This is a genomic window from Streptococcus sp. HMSC066F01 (assembly GCF_001837335.1).
Taxonomy (GTDB): Bacteria; Bacillota; Bacilli; order Lactobacillales; family Streptococcaceae; genus Streptococcus; species Streptococcus oralis_S.
Genome location: NZ_KV832110.1, coordinates 17,820 through 40,833 on the forward strand (window position 1 = coordinate 17,820; position 23,014 = coordinate 40,833).

Consider the following 23,014-nt stretch of genomic DNA (forward strand, 5'->3'; position numbering starts at 1 on the left):
CCACTTTGCCGTTTACGAAGATGAAAAATCTGCGCGTGCAGCCGGTGAAGAACGTGCCAAACGTGCTCTTATGAAGCAACGTCAAGCTACTCAACGTGTCAGCCTTGAAAACCTCTTTGATACGCTTAAAGCTGGTGAGCTTAAGTCAGTTAATGTTATCATCAAGGCCGACGTACAAGGTTCTGTTGAAGCCCTTTCTGCCTCACTTCAAAAGATCGATGTAGAAGGTGTCAAAGTTACCATTGTCCACTCGGCAGTCGGTGCTATCAACGAATCTGACGTGACTCTTGCGGAAGCTTCAAATGCCTTTATCGTTGGTTTCAACGTACGCCCTACACCACAAGCGCGTCAACAAGCGGAAGCTGACGATGTAGAAATCCGTCTCCACAGCATTATCTATAAGGTTATCGAAGAGATGGAAGAAGCCATGAAAGGGATGCTTGACCCAGAATTCGAAGAAAAAGTTATCGGTGAAGCAGTTATCCGTGAAACCTTCAAGGTATCTAAAGTGGGAACCATTGGTGGATTCATGGTTATCAACGGTAAGGTTACCCGTGACTCGAAAGTCCGTGTTATCCGTGATGGTGTCGTTATCTATGATGGCGAACTCGCCAGCTTGAAACACTACAAAGACGACGTCAAAGAAGTTACAAACGGTCGTGAAGGTGGATTGATGATTGAGGGCTACAATGATATCAAGATGGATGATGTGATTGAGGCCTATGTCATGGAAGAAATCAAACGATAATAGAGAAACGATAGCTCATTTGACTCGTTGTCAACAGCGCCTTGATGAACTTTAGTTCTATCAAAGGCTTGTTTCCTAGATTCAAATGGCTCTAGTTCCTCTATCTAACAGAAATAGCTAGGTCTGCTGGCCTAGCTTTTGGTTCAAAGTAGAGAAAGGAATATCATGGCAAATCATTTCCGTACGGATCGTGTGGGCATGGAAATCAAGCGCGAAGTCAATGAGATTTTGCAAAAGAAAGTCCGTGATCCGCGTGTTCAAGGTGTGACCATCACAGATGTTCAGATGCTAGGTGACTTGTCTGTTGCCAAAGTTTACTACACCATTTTGAGTAACCTTGCTTCGGATAACCAAAAAGCTCAAATCGGGCTTGAGAAAGCAAGAGGTACCATCAAACGTGAACTTGGTCGCAATTTGAAATTGTACAAAATCCCAGATTTGACTTTCGTCAAAGACGAATCCATCGAATATGGAAACAAGATTGACGAGATGCTACGCAATCTGGATAAGAACTAAGAAAGAGGGGTATCCCCTCTTTTTTTGTCAGAGTAGTCTGTTTGCTAATCATCAATATGTTGCCTTTGTAAAAGGCAGTTTAAAAAATTTGTAAATTTCAAATAGTATGATATGATAAAGTCTGATATGAATGAAAAACGGAGAGATATATGGCTAAACAAGATATAGCTATGCAAGTACTACAACAAGTGGTGAAACTTCCCGTAGTCAAAGTTGATCGAGAGAAATTTTTGGTGGAAAAGTTTTCCAAGGAATTAGATCGCAAGGACATTGCTACCTTATTAGAACAAGGACCGACTTCTTTGTTGCCTCAAGAAAGCTTGGATAGAGTGGCAAAGGCCTGTATTAAGGACAATGTCTTGCTGGCTAGCGGCACTTCGGTATTGGCAGGTCTACCTGGAGGCCTAGCCATGGCGATTACCATTCCGACAGATGTAGCCCAATTTTACGCTTTCTCATTAAAACTAGCTCAGGAACTAGGGTATATTTACGGATTTGATGATCTATGGGCTTCGCGCAATGAGTTAAGCGAAGATGCTAAAAACACGCTTTTACTGTATCTCGGTGTCATGCTGGGAGTAAATGGCGCAGGTGCCCTGCTTCGATCAGGCGGAGTGACAGTAGCCAAACAAGTCATAAAAGTAGTGAACAAGAAAGCTTTGACAAAGACGCTCTGGTATCCTATTTTAGAGAAAATTTTGAAAATTTTTGGTGTTAATCTGACAAAGGGAGGCTTAGCCAAAGGAATGGGAAAAGTGATTCCTATCCTAGGCGGAGTCATTTCTGGTGGCTTAACCTTTGCGACCATGAAGCCGATGGGAGAAAGATTGCAACAGGAATTGTCCAAACTAGTCAACTACAATGAAGTTCAATATCAAAGAGACATTGATACCATCCGAAAAGAAGCAGAAATCATCGAAGGTGAGTAATATGGGGTTCATTAAAATTCTAACCAAGACTTACGGGAATTACTTTTTTGTGATGCAAAGTCTAAAAGTCCTGAAGAACATGAAAAAAGATGACAATGCTCTAGTAGGTTTCGGGAAAGTACTGCTTGCTGACAAGCTGATGGATGTAGCCCAGTGGCTCGCAAAACCAGAGGATAAGGAATAACTTGAAATGAAAGAAACTAGCAGGAATTCCGCTGCTAGTTTTTTAATCTCTTTCCATATGGTATAATATAAGCAGTAAAATCATTTTATACTCTTCGAAAATCTCTTCAAACCACGTCAGCTTCACCTTGCCGTAGGTATGGTTACTGACTTCGTCAGTTCTATCCACAACCTCAAAACACTGTTTTGAGCAACCTGCGGCTAGCTTCCTAGTTTGCTCTTTGATTTTCATTGAGTATTAGAACATACAATGGAGGTCGTCATGGACAATATCATCGATGTGTCAATACCCGTTGCAGAAGTGGTAGACAAGCATCCAGAAGTTTTGGAAATCCTAGTGGAGCTCGGTTTTAAACCACTTGCTAATCCCTTGATGCGCAACACAGTCGGTCGCAAAGTATCGCTCAAACAGGGTTCTAAACTTGAAGGAACTCCTATGGACAAGATTGTCCGCACGCTAGAAGCGAACGGCTATGAAGTGATTGGATTAGACTAATGGCAGATGAACGGATTCATATCCTACGGGATATTTTGCTAGAATTGCACAATGGCGCCTCTCCTGAGTCAGTTCAGGAGCGATTTGATGCGACTTTTACAGGTGTTTCAGCCATCGAGATTTCCCTCATGGAGCACGAGCTGATGAACTCAGACTCAGGTGTCACCTTTGAAGATGTCATGGAACTCTGTGATGTCCATGCTAATCTTTTTAAAAATGCAGTAAAGGGCGTCGAAGTAGAAGATACCGAGCACCCAGGTCACCCAGTTCGCGTCTTCAAGGATGAAAATCTGGCTCTCCGTGCTTCCTTGATTCGCATTCGGAGATTGTTAGATACCTATGAGACTATGGAAGATGAGGAAATGCTAGCGGAGATGCGTAAGGGTTTGGTTCGTCAAATGGGGCTGTTGGGCCAATTTGATGTCCACTACCAGCGCAAGGAAGAGATCTTTTTTCCCATCATGGAACGCTATGGTCACGATTCACCTCCAAAAGTCATGTGGGGAGTGGATGATCAGATCAGAGAACTCTTTCAGACAGCTCTAGCGACAGTCAAGGCACTACCAGAAGTGCCAATTAGTAAAGTAAAAGAAGATTTTGAAGCTTTTGCGACAGAGTTTGAAAGTATGATTTTCAAGGAAGAGTCCATCCTCCTCATGATTCTTCTTGAGTCCTTCACCCAGGATGACTGGCTTCAGATTGCGGAGGAGAGCGACGCCTACGGCTATGCCATCATCCGTCCGTCAGAGAAATGGGTGCCAGAACGCCAGAGTTTCGTTGAGGAAAAAAGTGCAGAAGAGCCCGTACAACTAGACACGGCAGAAGGTCAAGTGCAGCAAGTTATCGATACACCAGAAGGACAGTTCACCATTACCTTTACCCCTAAGGAAAAGGAAGCAGTGTTGGATCGTCATAGTCAACAGGCTTTTGGCAATGGCTATCTCTCCGTCGAGCAAGCCAACCTCATCCTCAATCACCTTCCTATGGAGATCACCTTTGTCAATAAAGACGACATTTTCCAGTACTACAATGACAATGCGCCGGCTGATGAGATGATTTTTAAACGGACGCCGTCCCAAGTCGGGCGCAATGTAGAACTCTGCCATCCGCCCAAGTACCTAGAAAAGGTGAAGGCCGTTATGAAAGGTCTTCGTGAAGGGGTCAAGGACAAGTATGAAATGTGGTTCAAGTCAGAGTCGCGAGGCAAGTTTGTCCATATCACCTATGCCGCAGTACACGATGAAAACGGGGAATTCCAAGGCGTGTTGGAGTATGTTCAGGATATCCAGCCCTACCGAGAGATTGATACGGACTATTTCCGTGGATTAGAATAAGGAGAATCAATGAGTTACGAACAGGAATTTATGAAGGAATTCGAAGCCTGGGTCAATACCCAGATCATGATCAACGACATGGCGCACAAGGAAAGTCAAAAGGTCTACGAGGAAGACCAAGACGAACGTGCCAAAGATGCCATGATTCGCTACGAGAGCCGTTTGGATGCCTACCAGTTCTTGCTTGGTAAGTTTGAAAACTTCAAAGCAGGCAAGGGATTTCATGATCTGCCAGAAGGCTTATTTGGTGAGCGAAACTATTAAAATTCAGATACTTTCTTGATTTTTTGCCAAAATCTTGATAGAATATCTTTATTAAATCCTTGTCAGAGCAGGGATTTTTTATTGAAAGGATTTTATCATGTCAAAGAAACTCCAACGTAAAAAACAATTGCGAAATAGCCTTCGTCGTTCAGGTGCATTTTCAAATGCTGTAAACAAGGTTGTCGAAGAAACAAAAAAAGTTGTGAAGCATGCTGAAAAAGCTGCAAATGAGGCAGGAAAAGCAGTCTCTAAGCAAGTAGAAAAAGCTGTAGAAGCAACTAAAGAGCAAGCCCACAAGCTTACAACTTCTGTTGAAGATTTCGCAGCTGACCTAGGTGGACTTCCACTTGATCGTGCTAAAACTTTCTATGATGAAGGTATCAAGTCGGCTGCTGACTTTAAAAATTGGACTGAAAAAGAACTCCTTGCCTTGAAAGGAATCGGCCCAGCTACCATTAAGAAATTAAAAGAACATGGAATCAGCTTCAAGTAATTTTTCTTGACCCTTGCATTTCCGAGAAAAACTTGCTACAATAGAGCCATTAGAGGTGTTTTGAATCCCACATTTTACAGAAAGTGGCGGTGCTGAGAAGTCCACAAATGTGTCAAAACTGGTTGCTGATGGATGAAAAATGAAATAATATTGTCTTTTTATTATAAAGACGAGAGTTGCGGGCTTTGCCCGAAATTGGGTGGTACCGCGGATAAACTCATTCGTCCCTGTCATGTAGATGGCAGGGGCGATTTTTTGTAGAAAGCGAGGTAGAAGGATGACAAGAGCAGAGTTGCCAGAACGTTTAGAAACCGAACGGCTAGTCTTACGAGTCCGTACCGTGGCTGATGTTGTGGATATCTTTGACTATGCCAGTAGGCCAGAAGTTTCCTACCCAGCAGGCTTTCCGCCCGTCAAGACCTTGGAAGATGAGATTTATTATCTGGAGCATATTCTGCCCGAGCGCAATGAAAAGGACAATCTCCCAGCTGGTTACGGCATAGTGGTTAAAGGGACCGATACTATCATCGGCTCTGTTGATTTCCCTCGTCGTCACGAGGATGATGTCTTGGAGATTGGCTATATCTTACATCCAGACTATTGGGGTCTAGGTTATGTTCCAGAAGCTGCGAGTACCTTGATTGATTTAGCTTTTAAAGAACTTGGTCTTCACAAGATTGAGCTGACTTGTTTTGGCTACAATGTCCAAAGTCAACGAGTCGCTGAAAAATTAGGCTTTACCCTCGAAGCTCGCATTCGAGACCGCAAAGATGCCCAAGGCAATCGCTGTGATGATTTGAGATACGGCTTGCTGAGGAGTGAGTGGGGGAGGGAGAAAAAACTGTTAGATAAGGGAGGTAACTTTTGAAATTAATGTGTTTTCTTAAGACCGACGATAGAGTAAGGAGGTTTTTTGTTCAAGTTTGGAAAATATGTTTGAGTGCGCTTGCTTTTTTTCCAATGCTATCCCTTGTATCTGTTTTAGGTTTAGCACTTCCCACATTTTTATTAAGCATATTTTTTAGCAAGGATATTACACTTTCTATTCTGGAGATAATAATTCTTTTGTTTTTGATAGTTTTTTATCTTAAATTATTCTCTAAAATAAGGAACTCTAAAATTGCTATTCTTACTTATTGGTGTATTTCTATCTCAACTTTGATTATATTCTTCCTAATCGATTTAAAATTAGTTATAATTTTCCAGTTTGCATTGATACTGATATATGCACTTAAATATATAAATCGATTTAATAAGTTTAGAGACTTTCTTACAAAAAGTACTGAATCCTTGGCTTTTATAAATGTTTTTGATGGAATATTCTGCGGAATATTGATTTACTTTTTACAAAATCTGAATTTAGTTGAATCAATTTTGATTAACGTATCTCAGTATTTCTTAACTAATTATGGTATAAGTGAAAATCAAATAAACAACTGGTTCAGTATTTTAACAATATTAATACTACCATCTATATTATCTACCATAAAAAGTATAGTATCAATTAAGATATTTAAAAAAGTTAATAAAGTAGATGTTCCTAAGGGAAGGACACTATGGAATGTATATGCCACGATGTTTATTACTTCGTTTTTGTGGTATTATATCTATCTTTATTACTTTTTTTCTAAAGCTATGAATTCTGAGACTGTTTTACTAATTGACATTCTTACATTCATTTTATATATAGTACTTTATTCATTCTTTTGGTGGCAAATTTATAATATGATTGGATATGGTGCAAAAGATATAAAAGAAGTGATTGCTTCATGGCTAACTGCAACAATGAGTATATTATTGTTGACAGTATTTAATCAAGTTGAAAACGAATTAATCAATGCTCTAAGCTGGTTTTTACCAATACTAATTCCAAATCTAATAGGGGAAATAAATTCTCAGTTTGATACAAATAAATATAAGAAAAAACCAATAAGAACTGATAAAATGGATAGACACCTCTATCGAGTTCAAATATATTGTTTTCTTACTTTATTAATGTTGAGTATTATTCCAAAGTTAATTGAAATTATATGGGGATGGAAGATTAAAGTAGAGTTGGCCAAACTAATAAATTCGATATTTGATTGGACATCTGAATTTATTGCCTCAACTATAATTGTTTTCTTTTGTTTCATATTATCATTAATTATTGGAAGGGGCATGATTTGGTTGTTAAAATATTTCTATTTAGATCCATCAAAAAGATATTATAAATTTGAAAAAAATAAAAGGAGAAAAAATAATGTCTAAAGAACTTTCACCTAAATACAATCCAGCCGAGGTTGAGGCTGGTCGTTACCAAAAATGGCTTGATGCCGATGTTTTCAAGCCTTCAGGCGATCAAAAGGCTAAGCCTTATTCGATCGTGATTCCACCACCAAACGTTACAGGTAAACTTCACCTTGGTCACGCTTGGGATACGACCTTGCAGGATATCATCATCCGTCAAAAGCGTATGCAAGGCTTTGATACCCTTTGGCTTCCTGGTATGGACCACGCTGGGATTGCGACTCAGGCTAAGGTTGAGGAGCGCTTGCGTGGTGAGGGTATTAGCCGTTATGACCTTGGTCGTGAAAAATTCCTAGATAAAGTCTGGGAATGGAAAGACGAATATGCGACGACTATCAAGGAACAATGGGGCAAGATGGGGCTCTCTGTAGACTACTCTCGCGAGCGTTTCACCCTTGACGAAGGTTTGTCAAAAGCCGTTCGTAAGGTCTTTGTGGACCTATACAAGAAAGGCTGGATCTACCGTGGTGAGTTTATCATCAACTGGGATCCAGCAGCTCGCACAGCACTTTCTGATATCGAGGTGATTCACAAGGATGTCGAAGGTGCCTTCTACCATATGAATTACATGCTGGAAGATGGCTCACGCGCCCTTGAAGTTGCGACAACTCGTCCTGAAACTATGTTTGGGGACGTTGCTGTTGCGGTCAATCCAGAAGACCCACGCTACAAGGACTTGATTGGAAAAAATGTTATCCTTCCAATCGCTAATAAACTCATCCCAATCGTTGGAGATGAGCACGCTGATCCTGAATTTGGTACAGGTGTCGTGAAAATCACACCTGCCCACGATCCAAACGACTTCTTGGTTGGTCAACGCCATAACTTGCCACAAGTTAACGTCATGAACAACGATGGAACCATGAACGACTTGGCCTTTGAATTTGCAGGCATGGACCGTTTTGAAGCTCGTAAGGCAGTCGTTGCTAAGTTGGAAGAAATCGGTGCCCTTGTTAAAATCGAAAAACGTGTCCACAGTGTTGGTCACTCAGAGCGTACAGGTGTTGTGGTTGAGCCACGCTTGTCTACACAATGGTTCGTTAAGATGGACCAATTAGCTAAGAACGCTATTGCCAACCAAGACACAGACGATAAGGTAGAATTCTACCCACCTCGTTTCAACGATACCTTCCTCCAATGGATGGAAAATGTCCACGACTGGGTAATCTCTCGTCAGCTCTGGTGGGGTCACCAAATCCCTGCTTGGTATAATGCTGAGGGTGAAATATATGTCGGCGAAGAAGCTCCAGAAGGTGATGGATGGACTCAGGACGAAGACGTCTTGGATACGTGGTTCAGTTCGGCTCTTTGGCCATTCTCTACCATGGGCTGGCCTGATGTCGACTCAGAAGACTTTAAACGTTATTATCCAACATCAACTTTGGTGACTGGTTATGATATTATTCCGTTCTGGGTGTCTCGGATGATTTTCCAAGGTTTGGAATTTACTGGCAAGTCACCATTCAAAAATGCCTTGATTCATGGTCTCATTCGTGATGAGCAAGGACGCAAGATGTCGAAATCTCTCGGTAACGGGATTGATCCAATGGATGTTATTGATAAATACGGAACAGATAGCCTTCGTTGGTTCCTTTCAAACGGTTCTGCACCAGGTCAAGACGTGCGCTTCTCTTATGAGAAAATGGACGCGTCATGGAACTTCATTAACAAGATTTGGAACATCTCTCGCTACATCCTCATGAACAATGAAGGTTTGACCCTTGAGCAAGCAACTGCCAATGTCAAAAAAGTTGCCAACAAGGAAGCTGGAAACGTCACAGACCGCTGGATTCTCCACAACCTCAATGAAACGATCGGAAAAGTCACTGAAAACTTTGATAAATTTGAGTTTGGGGTAGCTGGACACATCCTCTACAACTTCATCTGGGACGAGTTTGCGGACTGGTATGTTGAGTTGACCAAGGAAGTCCTTTATAGTGATAATGAAGAAGAGAAAGTCATCACACGTTCTGTTCTCCTTTACACCTTGGACAAGATCCTTCGTCTCCTTCACCCAATCATGCCATTCGTGACTGAGGAAATCTTTGATCAGATCTCAGAAGGCACCATTGTGACAGCGGCTTATCCAGTGGTTCGTCCAGAGTTTGAAAATGCCGAGGCAGCAGCTGGCGTGGAAGCCCTCAAGGATCTGATCCGTTCTGTTCGGAATGCGCGTGCGGAAGTAAACGTTGCACCAAGCAAGCCAATCACCATCCTTGTTAAGACCAGCGATAGCGACTTGGAAGCCTTCTTTAACAGCAATGTCAACTACATCAAACGCTTCACAAATCCAGAACACTTGGAAATAGCTTCAAACATTCCTGCACCTGAACTGGCTATGTCAAGCGTCATCACAGGAGCAGAAATCTATTTGCCGCTCGCTGACCTCCTCAATGTCGAAGAAGAACTGGCTCGCCTCGACAAGGAACTGGCTAAATGGCAAAAAGAACTGGATATGGTCGGCAAGAAACTCTCTAACGAACGCTTCGTAGCCAATGCTAAACTAGAAGTCGTCCAAAAAGAACGCGACAAACAAGCCGACTACCAAGCTAAATACGACGCGACCGTCGCACGTATTGATGAGATGAAGAGGTTGGTTAAATAAACACAGAAACACGGTGATGAACCGTGTTTTTTGGTATAATTGATATTATGGGGAAAGCATTGGAGGAAATCAGTATGACCAATACTATTTTACAGCAATTAGAGAGTAAAAAAAGTGAAATAAGAAAAGAGATATTAAATCATGATTTATTCAAAATGAATAGAGATGATGCAATAAAATTTTTAATTTCTAGATTTGAGACCTCCATGTTTCTTTCTAGGGGGAAATTATTTTCATTTTTCAAAACGGAAGGTATATATAGAGATAGTGAGAAAATTGTTAGAATAATTCAAAAATCGTTACCTTTTATATTTCATAATCTTGTTGAGACATCACAAGTAGATGGTAAGAAAATAGAAGTTCGTGACCTAATTTTATTGCTTCAAAGGATATCTGATTATTTGGAATTTGAGGACTTTATTCAACTTTATAAAATCCAAGTTGTGAATGTTGTCTTTCAAAACCGGACTATTCGTTTCGAATATAAGAGAGATGAGTATAAAATAAATGATATATATAATGGTTATTGGCATATGTTGGAACAACAAAGTGCAATAGCAGGAGCTACAAAGTTGCAAGATATAACAGACAAGATATTTGATTTGACAGTTGATCTTAACATAAACAATTTTACTTTAGAAGACTATAAAAAATTCTGTAAAGGGATAGATCATATTATCGAGATTGAGTATTTAAAACCGATTATGGTCACAAATAAAATTGGGTATATTGAGTTAGAAAAAAGCGAATGGGTTGCAAAGTTAAGCCAAGTAATTCCAGAATTATGCGACGAAAAAATTAACCACATTATAGATTTTTTAATATATAATTTTAAATCATTAGATAGTGATCCTATACTATCGTACTTTATTCCAGTATAAGGGAAGTTGATTCTATCGGTAAGTTTATTTAATACTCAAAGGTTAGATAAGAATATATTGAAGCTATTAAGTATTAAAAATCACTCATTCTATCAAAATGAACAAAAGAAACTAGAGTTACATCAAATTAACGAACTTAAGTCTATGAAATCAGATATATATGATTTTGACATTGATAAAAATGGTAGCCCGGGAGAAGATTTAATTGTATATGACAAAAGAGCAAACATAGTTCATGCTATTGAATTAAAATTTAAACTCCCTGTTGATTCAGTAAACGATATAAGGAATTTAAAAAAATTATTATCTAAAGGTGCTGCACAAAATAAAAATGCTATGAAAAATTTAACTGTAGAGAATGTTTTTGACAAATATTTTGATCATAAATATAGCGGAATCAGACCAAATAAAATATTATTTTTTACTTTAACCAATTATTCAGTGGATTATTTTTCAGATAGTTTCATTTTATTGACACAGCATTATAAACAACTATTAAAGAAGGATTCTTGCTCTTATAAGTTAGAAGATATTTTAAATGATAAATATAGAGGTCTGAATTTAGTTCCTAAAGTAAAGTTTAAAAAAATAAATTTATTTGGAAATATAATTAAAATTCCAATTTATTATGCAGAGGTTTCCCGCCAAAATTTATGAAGATTATGTTAGATGTCCTTATTCCTTCTATATCTACATCTACTCAATATTATGTGTTAAACACATTTTTATAGTATCATTTGTATGCCTCATTTTCAAAGGTATTATAATAAGTAACGAATTATATTTCTTATTTTCAAGTTATTATTTATGTTATACTGAAAAAATCAATACTTTTGGAAACCAATTCACTACACAATAAGCACGTCAGTTCAAACCTACTTGATAAGTACAACATTGCAACTTAATTTTTATAAATCATCTGGATTGATACTGAAACCCCACCTCACGATGCCATCGGCTGGGTAGCAAAGAAATAAAAAGTCCTGTCACTTTCTCCCATTTAACCTTTGACTATTCCGTAAAATTATCGTACAATAAATAGTACATGATAAAATGAGGTCAGAGTCTGTTTGCTCTGGCGATAGTAGTATAAATGAGGAGAAACGCTTTGGAATTAGAAGTATTTGCTGGGCAAGAAAAAAGTGAACTATCTATGATTGAGGTAGCGCGTGCTATCTTGGAACTTCGTGGTCGCGATCATGAGATGCATTTTAGCGATCTTGTAAACGAAATTCAAAACTACCTTGGAACATCGAACAGCGATATCCGCGAAGCTTTGCCTTTGTTCTACACAGAGTTGAACTTTGACGGTAGCTTCATCTCTCTTGGAGACAACAAATGGGGGCTTCGTTCATGGTATGGTGTTGACGAAATCGACGAAGAAATCATCGCTCTTGAAGAAAGTGACGACGATGAAGTAGCGCCAAAAGCTAAGAAAAAACGTGTCAATGCCTTTATGGATGGTGATTCAGATGCCATTGACTACAATGCAGATGATCCAGAAGACGAAGATGCATACGAAGCAGACCCAGCTCTTTCATATGATGATGAAAATCCAGATGATGAGAAAAATGAAGTGGAAGCTTACGATGCAGAAATCAACGAAATCGCTCCTGATGACTTGGGTGAAGACGTGGATCTCAACGAAGAAGACGACGAGTTTTCTGACGATGACGCTGAAACAAGTGAAGAAGAGTAAAAGACTTCACAGAGGAGATCGCCTGATCTCCTTTTTTGTTGCTTGGGCAGAGTAGTTAAGCGAGTCTTCCGTTAGGTTGTAGATCTTTAGTTGGTTTTCTGAAAACAATCTCCTTTTTTCATCTTTTACCAATTCGGGTTGACAAATGTTCTGCTTTAAGGTATCATATTGTTCGGGCACCTCTTTTAGAGGTCGGGGCTCCCTAGTTACTAGGGAGCTATTTTTGTTTTTCAGGAAGTTTTTCTTGAAAAGTCGTTATTCATAAGGGTCTTGTTTTCTATGTCCCCTCGTAGTTAACAAGGCCTTGAGCATTTTAGAAAGAGGAATCTATGTCTACGAAATATATTTTTGTAACTGGTGGTGTGGTGTCGTCTATTGGGAAAGGAATTGTCGCAGCAAGTCTGGGCCGTCTCTTGAAAAATCGTGGTCTAAAAGTGACTATTCAGAAGTTTGACCCTTATATCAATATTGATCCGGGAACCATGAGTCCTTACCAGCATGGGGAAGTCTTTGTTACAGATGATGGTGCTGAGACAGATTTGGACTTGGGGCACTATGAACGTTTCATCGATATCAATCTCAACAAATATTCCAACGTGACAACTGGGAAAATTTACAGTGAAGTTCTTCGTAAGGAGCGCCGTGGAGAATACCTTGGGGCAACTGTTCAAGTCATTCCTCATATCACAGATGCTTTGAAGGAAAAAATCAAGCGTGCCGCTGTAACGACCGACTCAGATGTCATTATTACAGAGGTTGGTGGAACCGTTGGAGATATCGAGTCCTTGCCATTCCTAGAGGCCCTTCGTCAGATGAAGGCAGATGTGGGGGCAGATAATGTCATGTACATCCATACAACCTTGCTTCCTTATCTCAAGGCTGCTGGTGAGATGAAGACCAAGCCAACCCAGCATTCTGTAAAAGAATTACGCGGTTTGGGAATCCAGCCAAATATGTTAGTTATTCGTACTGAGAAACCAGCTGGTCAAGGCATTAAAAACAAACTAGCTCAGTTCTGTGATGTGGCACCAGAAGCTGTTATCGAGTCTTTGGATGTTGAACACCTTTACCAAATTCCATTGAATTTACAGGCGCAAGGTATGGACCAAATTGTTTGTGACCATTTGAAACTAGACGCACCAGTAGCGGATATGACTGAGTGGTCAGCCATGGTGGACAAGGTCATGAACCTGAAAAAACAAGTCAAGATTTCCCTTGTTGGTAAGTATGTGGAGTTGCAAGATGCCTACATCTCTGTGGTCGAAGCCTTGAAACACTCTGGTTATGCCAACGACGCAGAAGTGAAGATTAATTGGATCAATGCTAATGATGTGACAGCAGAGAATGTGGCGGAGCTCTTGTCTGATGCGGACGGAATCATCGTACCAGGCGGTTTCGGTCAACGTGGTACGGAAGGGAAAATCCAAGCCATCCGTTATGCGCGTGAGAATGATATTCCAATGTTGGGAGTCTGCTTGGGAATGCAGTTGACTTGTATCGAGTTTGCTCGTCACGTTTTAGGGCTTGAAGGTGCCAATTCTGCAGAGCTTGATTCTGATACAAAATACCCTATCATTGATATCATGCGTGACCAGGTTGATATTGAGGATATGGGAGGAACCCTTCGATTGGGACTTTACCCATCTAAGTTGAAACGTGGCTCTAAGGCAGCGGCTGCTTATCACAATCAAGAAGTGGTGCAACGCCGTCACCGTCACCGTTATGAGTTTAACAATGCCTTTCGTGAACAGTTTGAGGCGGCAGGTTTTGTCTTTTCAGGAGTTTCACCTGATAATCGTTTGGTAGAAATCGTGGAAATTCCTGAAAATAAATTCTTTGTGGCGTGTCAGTATCACCCTGAACTTTCCAGCCGTCCAAACCGTCCAGAGGAACTCTACACTGCCTTTGTCACTGCAGCAGTTGAGAACAGTAATTAGCACAATCAGAACCTTTGAGAAGAATCTCAGAGGATTTTTACTTGTTTTTCTGCTACTTCCTCATTTGTCCTAGAGCCCTTTTTGTGTTACAATGAAAGGTATGAAAGCTAAGAAATTATGGATGACTGGCTTGACTGTAGCTGGTCTAAGTGCCCTCGCTTTGGGTGCCAAAAAAGCAGCAGATAACCACAAACTCATGAAGACTCAAGAAGAGTTGACCGCTATCGTGCGCGAACTTTTCTCAGATATGGGTGAGATTGCGACTCTCTATGTTCAAGTCTACGAAAGTAGTCTAGAGCGACTCGTCGGAGGAGTCATTTTCGAGGATGGTCGTCACTATACCTTTGTCTATGAAAATGAAGACCTGGTCTATGAGGAGGAAGTTTTATGATTATTCCCAGTGGTATAGAAGAACTCGCAGGTTTTGTCGAGCAAGATGGCAAGAAGGTCTTCTTTTTTGTGGCGGACTGGTGTGGCGATTGTCGTTATATCTATCCATCCTTGCCAGAGATTGAGGAAACCAATCCAGAGTTCACCTTTATCCGAGTGGACCGAGACCAGTATCTGGATCTGGCCAAACTTTGGGATGTTTACGGGATTCCTAGCCTTGTTGTACTAGAAAAGGACAAGGAAATCGGTCGATTTGTCAATCGCGACCGTAAAAGCAAGGAACAAATTAATGACTTTTTAGCAGCACTGAAATAGGAGAAAAAGGAAAGAATGATTTTTACATATAACAAAGAGCATGTCGGCGATGTCCTTATGGTTATCGTGAAAAATAGCGGCGATGCCAAGTTGGACGTGGAGCGCAAAGGCAAAGTAGCTCGTGTTTTCCTCAAAGAAAATGGAGAAACAGTAGCGTGGAATATTTTCGAAGTTTCAAGTTTGTTTGAAATTGCAGGGCGTGGTCAAGTCTTTTTATCAGATGAGCAAGTCGCTCGTTTGAACCAAGAATTGCAGGCGGAAGGCTTTGTGGAAGAAATTGTCAATGACAAAGAACCTAAGTTTGTTGTCGGTGAAATTGTCGAGATGGTAGCTCATCCGGATAGTGACCACCTCAATGTCTGCCAAGTTGCAGTCGCAAGTGACAAGACAGTGCAAATCGTTGCAGGGGCTCCCAATGCGCGTCTTGGCTTGAAAACCATTGTGGCTCTTCCGGGAGCTATGATGCCAAAAGGCAATCTCATTTTCCCAGGCGAACTTCGTGGCGAAAAGAGTTTTGGAATGATGTGCAGCCCTCGTGAATTGCATCTGCCAAACGCTCCGCAAAAACGTGGGGTTATTGAATTATCAGAAGACCAAGTTGTTGGAACTCCATTTGACCCAGCAAAACATTGGACTGCCTAGGAAGTTGTCAGTATCTGTCTCGCTAGTATAGAAGGAAATAAGATGGCAAAAAATGTGGTGATTACAGGAGCGACTTCAGGAATCGGTGAAGCGATTGCGCGTGCTTATCTGGATCAGGGTGAGAATGTCGTTCTAACAGGGCGACGGACAGACAGACTAGTGGCCCTCAAGTCAGAGTTTGCAGAAACTTTTCCAAATCAAACAGTTTGGACTTTTCCACTGGATGTCACGGATATGACCATGGTCAAGACTGTCTGCTCCGATATTTTGGAAACGTTAGGGCAGATTGATATCTTGGTCAATAATGCTGGACTAGCTCTTGGCTTGGCTCCCTATCAAGACTATGAAGAATTGGATATGCTGACCATGTTGGATACCAATGTCAAGGGTTTGATGGCAGTCACTCGCTCTTTCTTACCTTCCATGGTTGAGGTAAATCAAGGTCATATCATCAATATGGGGTCAACTGCAGGAATCTACGCCTATGCGGGTGCAGCGGTTTATTCAGCCACCAAGGCTGCAGTTAAAACTTTTTCAGATGGTCTGCGAATTGATACCATCGCAACGGATATCAAGGTTACGACCATTCAGCCTGGAATTGTTGAAACAGATTTCTCAACCGTACGTTTTCATGGAGACAAAGAGCGAGCTGAGGCGGTCTATCAGGGAATCGAAGCCTTGCAAGCTCAGGATATTGCAGACACAGTGGTCTATGTGACCAGTCAGCCTCGTCGTGTGCAGATTACAGATATGACCATTATGGCCAATCAACAGGCGACTGGATTTATGGTTCATAAAAAGTAAAAGATTTCCTCGAAAAGTTACAAATTTCTGTAACTTTTTTTGATTTCCTGCGAATAGATAAGTAGGAGGATGAAAAATGTATAATAAAGTTATCATGATTGGGCGTTTGACGTCTACACCAGAATTGCACAAAACCAACAATGACAAGTCAGTAGCGCGCGCAACAATCGCTGTGAACCGTCGTTACAAAGACCAGAATGGGGAACGCGAAGCTGATTTTGTCAATCTTGTTCTTTGGGGAAAATTGGCTGAAACCTTGGCAAGCTACGCAACTAAAGGTAGTCTTATCTCTGTGGATGGAGAACTTCGTACCCGTCGCTTTGAGAAAAATGGCCAGATGAACTATGTGACTGAAGTCCTTGCCACAGGATTCCAACTTTTGGAAAGCCGCGCCCAACGTGCTATGCGTGAAAATAACGCAGGACAGGATTTGGCAGATTTGGTCTTGGAAGAGGAAGAATTGCCATTTTAATACTCTTCGAAAATCTCTTCAAACCACGTCAACGTCGCCTTGGATTATATATGTAACTGACTTCGTCAGTCTTATCTACAACCTCAAAACACTGTTTTGAGCAACCTACGGCTAGCTTCTTAGTTTGATCTTGGTATAAACATTGAGAAGTCTGAGTTGGTCTCAGGCTTTTTTATATTGAGAAAGTCAGACTTTTTTCTTGACTATTTCTGACCAAGTGATACAATAGAACTATAATTTAGCACTCAGATATAAAGAGTGCTAATAATATGTATGTCATCATGGAGGAAAGCAAATGTTGAAACCATTAGGAGACCGTGTGGTCTTGAAAATCGAAGAAAAAGAACAAACTGTTGGAGGCTTTGTCCTTGCAGGCTCAGCCCAAGAACAAACAAAAACAGCCCAAGTTATAGCTACAGGACAAGGTGTTCGTACCTTGAATGGTGACTTGGTTGCTCCAAGCGTTAAGGCTGGAGACTGTGTCTTAGTTGAAGCACATGCGGGTATTGATGTCAAAGATGGAGATGAAAAGTACATCATCGTAGGCGAAGCCAATATTTTGGCAATCATTGAAGAATAGAAGGAGAAAGTAAGTATGTCAAAAGAAATTAAATTTTCATCTGATGCTCGTTCAGCTATGGTCCGTGGTGTCGATATCCTAGCAGATACTGTTAAAGTAACCTTGGGACCAAAAGGACGTAATGTTGTTCTTGAAAAATCATTTGGTTCACCACTCATCACCAACGACGGTGTGACTATTGCCAAAGAAATCGAGTTGGAAGACCATTTTGAAAATATGGGTGCCAAGTTGGTATCAGAAGTCGCTTCAAAGACCAACGATATCGCAGGTGATGGAACAACAACTGCAACTGTTTTGACCCAAGCTATCGTCCGTGAAGGAATCAAGAACGTCACAGCAGGTGCCAACCCAATCGGTATCCGTCGGGGAATTGAAGCAGCGGTTGCCGCAGCTGTAGAAGCCTTGAAAAACAATGCCATCCCAGTTGCAAATAAAGAAGCCATCGCTCAGGTTGCTGCCGTATCTTCTCGTTCTGAAAAAGTTGGTGAGTACATCTCTGAAGCTATGGAAAAAGTCGGTAAAGACGGCGTCATCACCATTGAAGAGTCACGTGGTATGGAAACAGAACTTGAAGTTGTTGAAGGAATGCAGTTCGACCGCGGTTACCTTTCACAGTACATGGTGACAGATAGCGAAAAAATGGTGGCTGACCTTGAAAATCCATACATCTTGATTACAGACAAGAAGATCTCCAATATCCAAGAAATCTTGCCACTCCTAGAAAGTATTCTCCAAAGCAATCGTCCGCTCTTGATTATTGCAGATGATGTGGACGGCGAAGCTCTTCCGACTCTTGTTTTGAACAAGATTCGTGGAACCTTCAACGTCGTTGCTGTCAAAGCTCCTGGTTTCGGTGACCGTCGTAAGGCTATGCTCGAAGATATTGCCATTTTGACAGGTGGAACCGTCATCACAGAAGACCTTGGTCTTGAGTTGAAAGATGCCACAATTGAAGCGCTTGGGCAAGCAGCGAGAGTAACTGTCGACAAAGATAGCACGGTTATCGTAGAAGGTGCTGGAAATCCTGAAGCTATTTCTCACCGTGTTGCGGTTATCAAGTCTCAAATCGAAACAACAACTTCTGAATTTGACCGTGAAAAATTGCAAGAACGCTTGGCGAAATTGTCAGGTGGTGTCGCTGTTATTAAGGTCGGTGCAGCAACTGAAACGGAGTTGAAAGAAATGAAACTCCGCATTGAAGATGCCCTCAACGCTACTCGTGCGGCCGTTGAAGAAGGAATCGTTGCAGGTGGTGGAACAGCTCTTGTAAATGTCATTCCAGCCGTAGCTGATTTGGAATTGACAGGAGATGAAGCGACAGGACGCAATATTGTTCTTCGTGCCTTGGAAGAACCTGTTCGTCAAATTGCTCACAATGCTGGATTCGAAGGGTCTATCGTCATTGACCGTTTGAAAAATGCTGAGCTTGGTACAGGCTTCAACGCAGCAACTGGAGAGTGGGTTAATATGATTGAAGAAGGGATCATCGACCCAGTTAAGGTTAGCCGTTCTGCCCTTCAAAATGCAGCCTCTGTAGCTAGCTTGATTTTAACAACAGAAGCAGTCGTAGCCAATAAACCAGAACCAATTACCCCAGCTCCAGCAATGGATCCAAGCATGATGGGCGGGATGATGTAAAAGCAACTTATAAAAAACACAAAAGGAGGGAACAGGCATCCCTCCTTTTATCGCTTCCTTTTTATAAAATAGATTTGAGCTGGTTGGTGATATATGGTAAAATAACTAATAGTAAAAGGAGAAGAACATGATTGATGTAGAAGAAATTCTGAGCAAGATGAATCCCAATCAGAAGATTAATTATGACCGTGTCATGCAGAAAATGGTTCAGGTTTGGGAAAAAAATGAGCAACGTCCCACTATTCTCATGCATGTTTGCTGTGCTCCTTGTAGTACCTACACCCTAGAGTATCTGACCAAGTACGCTGATGTGACCATCTATTTTGCCAATTCCAATATCCATCCTAAGGCAGAATACCACAAGAGAGCTTACGTCACCAAGAAATTTGTCAGTGATTTCAATGAGAGGACAGGAAATACGGTCCAGTATTTAGAAGCGCCTTATGAACCCAATGAATACCGGAAGTTAGTCAGAGGACTGGAGGAAGAGCCAGAAGGCGGTGATCGTTGTAAGGTTTGTTTTGATTACCGTTTGGATAAAACAGCACAGGTAGCTATGGACTTGGGCTTTGACTACTTTGGTTCAGCCTTGACCATCAGTCCCCATAAGAATTCTCAAACCATCAATAGCATCGGAATTGATGTGCAAAAGATTTATACCACCCACTATCTTCCAAGTGATTTCAAGAAAAATCAAGGTTACAAGCGCTCGGTGGAGATGTGCGAGGAGTATGATATCTATCGTCAATGTTATTGTGGATGCGTCTATGCAGCTCAAGCCCAGAACATTGACCTTGTTCAGATTAAGAAGGATGCCACGGCTTTCTTGTTGGATAAGGATGTTGAAAAAGACTATTCCCACATCAAGTTTACTGTTACTAAATTAGATATATAGAAATCAACCCAGCTGTAAAGCTGGGTTTTTCAAATAAAAAACCAGAGCTTTCACCCCGGTTTGACAACTTTACCGATTCTTTAGTTCTATGTAGCGTTTGTACCAAATGTTGACATAGGCCTCCGAGAAAGGACCGCGTCCATTGTTGATCCAATCAACAAGGATTTTAACATGCTCTTTCAAAATATAGTCTAAATCATCAGAATACTTCATTTTGCGTTTATGGCGCTCATACTCTTCAACGTCCAAGAGACGCTTTTCACCATCAGTGAAGACCTTGACATCCAAATCATAATCAATGTATTTCAGGGCTTCCTCATCTAGATAGTAGGGGCTAGCCATATTGCAATAGTAGGAAATTCCATTATCGCGAATCATAGCAATGATATTAAACCAATATTTTTTGTGAAAGTAAACAATAGCCGGTTCTCGAGTCACCCAACGACGACCGTCACTTTCGGTAACAAGTGTGTGGTCGTTGACGCCGATAATGGCGTTCTCTGTTGTTTTTAGTACCATGGTGTCTCGCCAAGTACGGTGAAGACTCCCATCATGCTTATAACTTTGAATTGTAATAAAGTCGCCTTCTTTTGGAAGTTTCATAACTAACCAACTTTCTACAATTTATAAGTTTATCGTTTACTATTATATCATAAATCGGTCTAATTTTTTTGAATTTTACACGAAAATGTTAAAGATATTCTCTGAGAGCGCTTGCTATATCCGAAAAATCATAGCCTTTTCTAGCTAGGACTTGAGTTAAACGTTGCTTTAGTTCGTAACCTTCATATTTATGAGCATATTTAGAATATTGTTTATCCAGTTCTTTAAAAATAAGCTCTTGAGTCGTTTTTTGGTCGACTTGACTATCCAAGTCATCAAAAGCATTTTTAGCATCAGAATAGGAGAAGCCTTTGTTCGTCAAGTTTTGAATAATCTTATCCTGCAAGGCACGAGCGGGAAGCTTTCCCGTGTATTTTTTTAGCAGTTTCTCCGCCACACGTTGAGCAACCTCTGAAAAATCAAAATCCTTTAAAACCTCTTCAATAGTTGATTTGGCAATCCCTTTTTGAGACAGTTTTTGAGCTAGCACATAGGGTCCCTTGTCTCCAGAAAGTTGATTGGCGTTGATGATAGAGTAGGCATACTGACGATCATTAATCCAGTTATCTTCTTTAAGGTTAGCGATAACTTGACTAATGATTTTTTCTTCAATATCATACTTTTTCAGATACTCTCGCACTTCCTTTTCAGTACGAGCCTTGAAGGATAAATGGTAGAGGGCAAGATTCTTACCATAAGAAAACTGAGCAAAGCCCTGTATATCGATTAATTCTTCCTTGCTAATCACCTTATCTCGAGATAGCATAAAACGGACAATGGTATCTTCCGTGATATAAGATGTTTGCTGTCCATCTAACTCCATCAAGTAGAGACGTTTTTTCTTTTCAAGTTTTGTGATTTTCATATTTCTATTATACCCTAAAATGTGATAAGATAGGGGTATGAATCTAAAAGTCAAACAAAAAATACCTTTAAAAATCAAGCGGATGGGCATCAATGGTGAGGGAATCGGTTTCTACCAGAAAACCCTCGTTTTTGTGCCAGGCGCCCTCAAAGGAGAAGACATCTATTGTCAGATTACTTCTATTAAACGAAACTTTGTCGAAGCCAAATTGCTAAAGGTTAATAAGAAGTCAAAATTTCGAGTCGTACCAGCTTGTACGATTTATAACGAATGTGGCGGATGTCAAATTATGCATCTCCACTATGATAAACAATTAGAGTTTAAAACGGATCTGCTCCATCAAGCTCTGAAAAAATTTGCCCCTGCGGGATATGAAAACTATGAAATCCGTCCAACTATCGGAATGCAGGAACCAAAGTACTACCGTGCTAAGCTTCAATTCCAGACTCGAAAATTCAACAATCAGGTCAAGGCAGGTCTGTATGCGCAAAACTCTCATTACCTCGTAGAGTTAAAAGACTGCTTGGTACAAGATAAGGAAACCCAAGTGATAGCGAATCGCCTAGCTGAACTTCTTACTTACCATCAAATCCCCATCACCGATGAGAGAAAAACGCTCGGCGTTCGCACCATCATGGTACGCAGAGCGAGAAAAACGGGACAAGTCCAAATAATCATCGTCACGAATCGCCAGCTGAATTTACATCAACTAGTTAAAGACCTAGTCAATGATTTTCCAGAAGTTGTCACGGTTGCTGTCAATACAAATACAGCAAAAACAAGTGAAATTTATGGTGAACAGACGGAAATTATCTGGGGCCAAGAGAGTATCCAAGAAGGAGTACTCGACTATGAGTTTTCTCTCTCCCCTCGAGCATTCTATCAGCTCAATCCTGAGCAGACCGAAATTCTCTATGAAGAAGCAGTTAAAGCTCTGGATGTCAGCAAAGAGGATCATCTAATCGATGCATATTGCGGTGTTGGGACGATCGGATTTGCCTTCGCAAATAAGGTCAAGAGTCTCAGAGGAATGGACATTATTCCGGAAGCCATAGAAGATGCCAAGAGAAATGCTCAGAGAATGGGGTTTGACAATACCCATTACGAAGCGGGAACAGCTGAAGAGATTATTCCACGCTGGTATAAAGAAGGCTACCGAGCGGATGCATTGATAGTCGATCCTCCTCGTACAGGCTTAGATGATAAGCTACTGGATACCATTCTGACCTATGTTCCAGACAAAATGGTCTATGTTTCTTGCAATGTTTCGACCTTGGCGCGAGATTTGGTTAAGCTGGTAAAAGTTTATGATCTCCAGTATATCCAGTCAGTCGATATGTTTCCCCACACTGCACGAACAGAAGCAGTAGTTAAGTTAGTGAAGAAAAGAAAAAATTAAATTCACTGAAAAAAGTCCTTGACAAAGGCGGAAAAGT

At 40.9% G+C, this 23,014-nt stretch carries 26 protein-coding genes; 24 read left to right on the forward strand and 2 right to left on the reverse strand.

Annotation, left to right across the window (positions count from 1 at the left end):
- From HMPREF2655_RS03515 to HMPREF2655_RS03625, 23 genes are all read left to right on the forward strand, one after another.
- On the forward strand, positions 1 to 748 hold a 748-nt coding region (locus HMPREF2655_RS03515; protein WP_373878876.1), incomplete at its 5' end, for a translation initiation factor IF-2.
- A 165-nt stretch (positions 749 to 913) separates the two neighbouring features.
- Positions 914 to 1,264, forward strand: coding sequence for a 30S ribosome-binding factor RbfA (gene rbfA, locus HMPREF2655_RS03520; protein WP_070837596.1), 351 nt, complete (start codon positions 914 to 916; stop codon positions 1,262 to 1,264).
- 149 nt (positions 1,265 to 1,413) lie between these two features.
- Positions 1,414 to 2,193 (forward strand): hypothetical protein, encoded by a 780-nt coding sequence (locus tag HMPREF2655_RS03525; RefSeq protein WP_070837598.1) that lies wholly within the window; start codon positions 1,414 to 1,416, stop codon positions 2,191 to 2,193.
- Between the two features lies 1 nt (position 2,194).
- The gene (locus tag HMPREF2655_RS03530) at positions 2,195 to 2,377 is read left to right on the forward strand and encodes a hypothetical protein (RefSeq protein WP_070837600.1); all 183 of its coding nucleotides are present in this window, start codon (positions 2,195 to 2,197) and stop codon (positions 2,375 to 2,377) included.
- A 261-nt stretch (positions 2,378 to 2,638) separates the two neighbouring features.
- A complete protein-coding gene (locus HMPREF2655_RS03540) occupies positions 2,639 to 2,872 on the forward strand; it encodes a DUF1858 domain-containing protein (RefSeq protein ID WP_000368739.1) in 234 nt (77 codons plus the stop codon).
- Positions 2,872 to 4,206 carry a DUF438 domain-containing protein gene (locus HMPREF2655_RS03545; RefSeq protein ID WP_070837602.1) on the forward strand — a complete coding sequence of 445 codons (1,335 nt, stop codon included), beginning with the start codon at positions 2,872 to 2,874 and terminating at the stop codon, positions 4,204 to 4,206. Before HMPREF2655_RS03540 ends, HMPREF2655_RS03545 begins: the two co-directional genes overlap by 1 nt.
- 9 nt (positions 4,207 to 4,215) lie before the next feature.
- On the forward strand, positions 4,216 to 4,470 hold the full coding sequence (locus tag HMPREF2655_RS03550; protein ID WP_000119707.1) for a DUF1912 family protein: 255 nt from the start codon (positions 4,216 to 4,218) through the stop codon (positions 4,468 to 4,470).
- Positions 4,471 to 4,567: 97 nt separating this feature from the next.
- Complete coding sequence (locus tag HMPREF2655_RS03555; RefSeq protein ID WP_000038696.1) at positions 4,568 to 4,963, forward strand: helix-hairpin-helix domain-containing protein; 396 nt, start codon at positions 4,568 to 4,570, stop codon at positions 4,961 to 4,963.
- A gap of 277 nt (positions 4,964 to 5,240) precedes the next feature.
- Positions 5,241 to 5,831 (forward strand): GNAT family N-acetyltransferase, encoded by a 591-nt coding sequence (locus HMPREF2655_RS03560; RefSeq protein WP_000196176.1) that lies wholly within the window; start codon positions 5,241 to 5,243, stop codon positions 5,829 to 5,831.
- 5 nt (positions 5,832 to 5,836) lie between these two features.
- A complete protein-coding gene (locus HMPREF2655_RS03565) occupies positions 5,837 to 7,213 on the forward strand; it encodes a hypothetical protein (RefSeq protein ID WP_050543173.1) in 1,377 nt (458 codons plus the stop codon).
- Positions 7,206 to 9,857 (forward strand): valine--tRNA ligase, encoded by a 2,652-nt coding sequence (locus HMPREF2655_RS03570; RefSeq protein ID WP_070837604.1) that lies wholly within the window; start codon positions 7,206 to 7,208, stop codon positions 9,855 to 9,857. Before HMPREF2655_RS03565 ends, HMPREF2655_RS03570 begins: the two co-directional genes overlap by 8 nt.
- Positions 9,858 to 9,931: 74 nt before the next feature.
- Positions 9,932 to 10,738 carry a hypothetical protein gene (locus HMPREF2655_RS10410; RefSeq protein WP_257367820.1) on the forward strand — a complete coding sequence of 269 codons (807 nt, stop codon included), beginning with the start codon at positions 9,932 to 9,934 and terminating at the stop codon, positions 10,736 to 10,738.
- Between the two features lie 57 nt (positions 10,739 to 10,795).
- Positions 10,796 to 11,395 carry a hypothetical protein gene (locus HMPREF2655_RS10415; protein WP_257367821.1) on the forward strand — a complete coding sequence of 200 codons (600 nt, stop codon included), beginning with the start codon at positions 10,796 to 10,798 and terminating at the stop codon, positions 11,393 to 11,395.
- 451 nt (positions 11,396 to 11,846) lie between these two features.
- A complete protein-coding gene (gene rpoE / locus HMPREF2655_RS03580; protein WP_000418415.1) occupies positions 11,847 to 12,437 on the forward strand; it encodes a DNA-directed RNA polymerase subunit delta in 591 nt (196 codons plus the stop codon).
- A 329-nt stretch (positions 12,438 to 12,766) separates the two neighbouring features.
- Complete coding sequence (locus HMPREF2655_RS03585; RefSeq protein ID WP_070837606.1) at positions 12,767 to 14,374, forward strand: CTP synthase; 1,608 nt, start codon at positions 12,767 to 12,769, stop codon at positions 14,372 to 14,374.
- A 91-nt stretch (positions 14,375 to 14,465) separates the two neighbouring features.
- Positions 14,466 to 14,765, forward strand: a complete 300-nt coding sequence (locus HMPREF2655_RS03590) for a DUF4651 domain-containing protein (RefSeq protein ID WP_008277325.1) — start codon at positions 14,466 to 14,468, stop codon at positions 14,763 to 14,765.
- Entirely contained in the window at positions 14,762 to 15,079 is a 318-nt protein-coding gene (locus tag HMPREF2655_RS03595; RefSeq protein WP_070837608.1) for a thioredoxin family protein, read from the forward strand. The genes HMPREF2655_RS03590 and HMPREF2655_RS03595 overlap by 4 nt, the downstream gene beginning before the upstream one ends.
- 15 nt (positions 15,080 to 15,094) lie before the next feature.
- Entirely contained in the window at positions 15,095 to 15,721 is a 627-nt protein-coding gene (ytpR, locus tag HMPREF2655_RS03600) for a YtpR family tRNA-binding protein (RefSeq protein WP_070837610.1), read from the forward strand.
- A 42-nt stretch (positions 15,722 to 15,763) separates the two neighbouring features.
- Positions 15,764 to 16,525 carry an SDR family NAD(P)-dependent oxidoreductase gene (locus HMPREF2655_RS03605; RefSeq protein ID WP_070837612.1) on the forward strand — a complete coding sequence of 254 codons (762 nt, stop codon included), beginning with the start codon at positions 15,764 to 15,766 and terminating at the stop codon, positions 16,523 to 16,525.
- A gap of 76 nt (positions 16,526 to 16,601) precedes the next feature.
- Positions 16,602 to 16,997, forward strand: coding sequence for a single-stranded DNA-binding protein (locus HMPREF2655_RS03610; RefSeq protein ID WP_000282459.1), 396 nt, complete (start codon positions 16,602 to 16,604; stop codon positions 16,995 to 16,997).
- 295 nt (positions 16,998 to 17,292) lie between these two features.
- A complete protein-coding gene (groES, locus tag HMPREF2655_RS03615; protein ID WP_070837615.1) occupies positions 17,293 to 17,577 on the forward strand; it encodes a co-chaperone GroES in 285 nt (94 codons plus the stop codon).
- Positions 17,578 to 17,592: 15 nt separating this feature from the next.
- Positions 17,593 to 19,215 carry a chaperonin GroEL gene (gene groL, locus HMPREF2655_RS03620; RefSeq protein ID WP_070837617.1) on the forward strand — a complete coding sequence of 541 codons (1,623 nt, stop codon included), beginning with the start codon at positions 17,593 to 17,595 and terminating at the stop codon, positions 19,213 to 19,215.
- A gap of 127 nt (positions 19,216 to 19,342) precedes the next feature.
- Positions 19,343 to 20,110: an epoxyqueuosine reductase QueH gene (locus tag HMPREF2655_RS03625; RefSeq protein ID WP_000567566.1), complete on the forward strand. Its 768-nt coding sequence runs from the start codon at positions 19,343 to 19,345 to the stop codon at positions 20,108 to 20,110.
- A 69-nt stretch (positions 20,111 to 20,179) separates the two neighbouring features.
- On the opposite strand, the gene HMPREF2655_RS03630 is transcribed toward HMPREF2655_RS03625, so the two are convergent.
- Both HMPREF2655_RS03630 and recX read right to left on the reverse strand, forming a co-directional pair.
- Positions 20,180 to 20,713, reverse strand: coding sequence for a nucleoside tri-diphosphate phosphatase (locus HMPREF2655_RS03630; RefSeq protein WP_000775318.1), 534 nt, complete (start codon positions 20,711 to 20,713; stop codon positions 20,180 to 20,182).
- An 88-nt stretch (positions 20,714 to 20,801) separates the two neighbouring features.
- A complete protein-coding gene (gene recX, locus HMPREF2655_RS03635; protein ID WP_070837619.1) occupies positions 20,802 to 21,578 on the reverse strand; it encodes a recombination regulator RecX in 777 nt (258 codons plus the stop codon).
- A 37-nt stretch (positions 21,579 to 21,615) separates the two neighbouring features.
- On the opposite strand from recX, the gene rlmD reads away from it, so the two are divergent.
- Positions 21,616 to 22,977 (forward strand): 23S rRNA (uracil(1939)-C(5))-methyltransferase RlmD, encoded by a 1,362-nt coding sequence (gene rlmD, locus HMPREF2655_RS03640; protein ID WP_070837620.1) that lies wholly within the window; start codon positions 21,616 to 21,618, stop codon positions 22,975 to 22,977.
- The last annotated feature ends 37 nt before the right edge of the window (positions 22,978 to 23,014 follow it).